At 70.8% G+C, this 3426-nt stretch carries 2 protein-coding genes and 1 tRNA gene; all 3 read right to left on the reverse strand.

Annotation, left to right across the window (positions count from 1 at the left end; all coding sequences use genetic code 11):
* Positions 1–83: 83 nt before the first annotated feature.
* On the reverse strand, positions 84–2159 hold the full coding sequence (locus G6027_RS11750; protein ID WP_182637342.1) for an acyl-CoA dehydrogenase: 2076 nt from the start codon (positions 2157–2159) through the stop codon (positions 84–86).
* A 118-nt stretch (positions 2160–2277) separates the two neighbouring features.
* A tRNA-Pro gene (locus tag G6027_RS11755) sits at positions 2278–2351 on the reverse strand.
* Between the two features lie 69 nt (positions 2352–2420).
* Complete coding sequence (locus G6027_RS11760) at positions 2421–3407, reverse strand: metallophosphoesterase (protein WP_182637343.1); 987 nt, start codon at positions 3405–3407, stop codon at positions 2421–2423.
* Positions 3408–3426 lie beyond the last annotated feature (19 nt).

Here is a 3426-nt window from a genome sequence, read left to right on the forward strand (position 1 = left end):
GGTGGCGTGGACGGGCGCCGCGGTGTTGGTCGCGGTGACCGTGTGTGCTGGTCTGGCGGCCGGGATCTGCGGGCAGCGGCCGGTCAGCCGCGCTCGCCGGCTCCCGTCTCGAGCGGGGCGTCCACGCCGCCGTCGGTGAGCATCGGGACGTCAAAGACGAACTCGGGGATCGCGAAGGCGTCCACCAGCGTGCGCGCCTTGCCGGCGAGCTTGGTGCACAACCGGTTCCGGGCAGCGGTGGCGGCCTTGGTGCGCTCGGTCGTCAGACGGTTGTGCTCGAGGAACCACCCCTTGTCGCGGTCCACGATGTCCAGGACGTATAGGTCGCAGAGCGTACCCAGGACCTCCTTGGCCTCCGGGTCCTCGCACGCGTCCACCGCCTCGGCGAAGCGGGCGAACACCCAGCTGTCCATGTGCGCGCGCCCGGCCTGCAGCATGTGGTCCTGGGCCGAGTTGAACACCTTGAACGCCGCCGAGCCGTCCTCGCCCTGTGCCTTGCGCAGGCGGCGAGCGACCGTCTCCAGCAGGTGCTCCTCGCGGTCGACCAGCAGCTCGAGCTGGTTGCCGCGGTCGAGCAGGTCGGTGTGCTCGCGGTCGGTCACCGTGTCGATGAGCTTCTGCCACAGCGTGGACGCGCGGGCCTTCTCCTGCACCACGTCCACCGCGGTGGTGAGGGCGAAGGCCACGGTCTCCCGCTGGTCCATATCGCCGAACTCCGCGGCGTAGGCACCGAGCAGCTCCTTGGCCACCAGCTGCGTCAGCACCACGTTGTCGCCCTCGAACGTCGAGAAGACGTCGCAGTCCCCGCGCATCTCGGTGAGCAGGTTCTCGGACATGTACCCGGCGCCGCCACAGGCGAGGCGGGCCTCGATGATGGTGTCGTTGGCGAACCCCGTCACGGTGGCCTTGATCCCCGCGGCGTGGGACTCCATCTCCCGCCGCCGCTCGGCGTCGAACGCGTCCGGGTTCTTCTCGAAGTCGTGGAGCTCGGCGACGATCGCGTTCTGGGCGCACGCGTAGGCGTACGCGCGGGCCACCCGCGGCATGAGCCGACGCTGGTGCTCGCGGTACTCCAGCAGCGGGATGCCCTTCCCCGTCTCCGGGTGGTCGAACTGGCGGCGGATCAGCGAGTACCGCACCGCCAGCGCCAGCGAGGTCCGGGCCGCGGCGCCGGCGGCCGCACCCACCGACACCCGGCCGCGGATCAGCGTGCCGAGCATGGTGAAGAAGCGGCCTCCGACCGAGTCGATGGGCGACGAGTACTGACCATCGGCATCCACGGCACCGAACCGGTCGAGCAGCGCCTCGCGGGGCACGCGGACGTGATCGAACATGATCTTGCCGTTGTCCACGCCGAGCAGTCCGCCCTTGTGCCCGTGGTCGGTCGTGGTGACGCCCGGGAGGTCGTTCCCGGCCTCGTCCCGGATCGGCACCAGCAGGCAGTGGACCCCGTGGCGGAGCTCCTCACCGTCTTCGGCGTGGGTGATGAGCTGCGCGAACACCGCGGCCATGGACCCGTCACGAGCCGCGTTACCGATGTACCACTTCTCGGAACTCGGGGTGGGGGAGTGGACGACGAACTCACCGGTCTCCGTGTCGAAGGTGGCGGTGGTCTCGAGGTTCTGCACGTCCGACCCGCCGCCGAGCTCGGTCATGGCGAAGCAGCCCATGAGGTCCAGGGACATGACACCCGGCAGGTACTTCTTGCGTGTCTCGTCGTTGCCGAGATTGGCGATGGCCCCGCCGAACAGGCCCCACTGCACGCCGGCCTTGACCATGAGGGACAGGTCGAGGTGTCCGAGCATCTCGAAGGAGGTCAGCGCCCCACCGGTGTCCCCGGTGCCGCCGTCCTCGGTGCGGAACCCCAGCCCGGGCATGCCCGAGTCGGCCAGGCGCCTCATCTGGTCGAGCACGTGGGCGCGGTGCTCCTCCATGGTGGCCCCGATCGGGTTGAGCATGTCCGGGGTCATGGCCTCGCGCGTCATCCGGCGCGCGTCCGCCCAGCGGCCGTCGAGGACCTTCTGGAGTCCTGCGGCGAGGGCGGGGTCCCCCTGGCCGGTGGTGGTGATGCGGCCGTAGTGGGGATGGCCTGCGGTGGCCGGCTGGGGGGCCGCCGCCCCCGGGGCCGCGGCGTTCTGGACGTCGGTCTGGGAGGTCATGACACAACTCTACGGATCGTCCACGCCGAATTGCACCGGTAGCGCGCCCGGAAGCGGGCCGTCAGGGGCCGCAAATGACCGAGGTCCCGGACCGAGAACGGTCCGGGACCTCGCATTGTCGGGGTGGCGGGATTCGAACCCACGACCTCTTCGTCCCGAACGAAGCGCGCTACCAAGCTGCGCCACACCCCGGTGACAACGAGGGATACTCTAGCGCCCCGCTGAGTGATTCGCGAAACCGGGGTGATTCGCGAAACCGGGTCAGGCCGGCAGCGGCACCCGTTCGCGCAACGGCGTCGCCGGTACCGGCGCGTCGTCCCCGCCGCCCCCGGGACCGGCGACCAGTTCGAGAAGCGTGGCCTCGGGCCTGCAGAACGTCCGGACCGGGACGTACGGCGAGGTCCCGAGCCCGGCGGACACGTGCAGGACCAGGTTCCGACCCCATGCGGAGAGACCCTGCGCCCGCGAGCGGTCGATACCGCAGTTGGTGACGATCGCCCCCGTGGGCAGGCAGAGCTGTCCGCCGTGGGTGTGGCCCGCGACCGCGAGGTCGTACCCGTCGGCGTCGAAACGGTCCAGGACCCGGGGTTCCGGGGAGTGGACCAGACCGATCCGCAGGTCGAACGCCGGCCCGGCGGGGCCCTCGATCTCGCTGTAGCGGTCGCGACCGATGTGCGGGTCGTCGACGCCCGCCACCAGGACGCGACGGCCGTCCACCACGATCTCCGCGCGCCGGTGGGTGGCGTCCACCCAGCCGCGTTCGGAGAACGCCGCCTTGAGGTCGCGCCACGGCAGCGGGACGGAGGAGTGCTTCTTCCGACCGATCCCGAGGTAGGACAGGGGGTTCTTGGGCATCGGCGCGTAGTAGTCGTTGGAACCGAACACGAACGCCCCGGGCAGGCCGAGCAGCGGGCCGAGCGCCTGCACGACCGACGGCACCGCGCGCACGTCCGACAGATTGTCGCCGGTGTTGAGCACCAGGTCCGGCTCGAGCCGCGCCAGGGACCCGAGGAAATCCTGCTTGCGCTTCTGCCCGGGCATCATGTGCAGATCCGAGATGTGCAGGATCTTGAGGGGTTCGGATCCCGGCGCGAGCAGGGGGAGCGAGTGGCGACGGACGGTGAACGCGTTGCGTTCCCAACCCGATGCGTAGACGGTCCCGGCCACGACCGCCCCCGCGAGGACGGCCGCCGCGCGGGCGGAGGGGCTCGACGGGGTGCTCTGGGGCCGGCGGGAGGGGCGCTGCATCGTTCCACCCTACCGGCGG

Origin of the sequence: Dietzia sp. SLG310A2-38A2, assembly GCF_014145095.1 — a bacterium.
Classification (GTDB): Bacteria; Actinomycetota; Actinomycetes; order Mycobacteriales; family Mycobacteriaceae; genus Dietzia.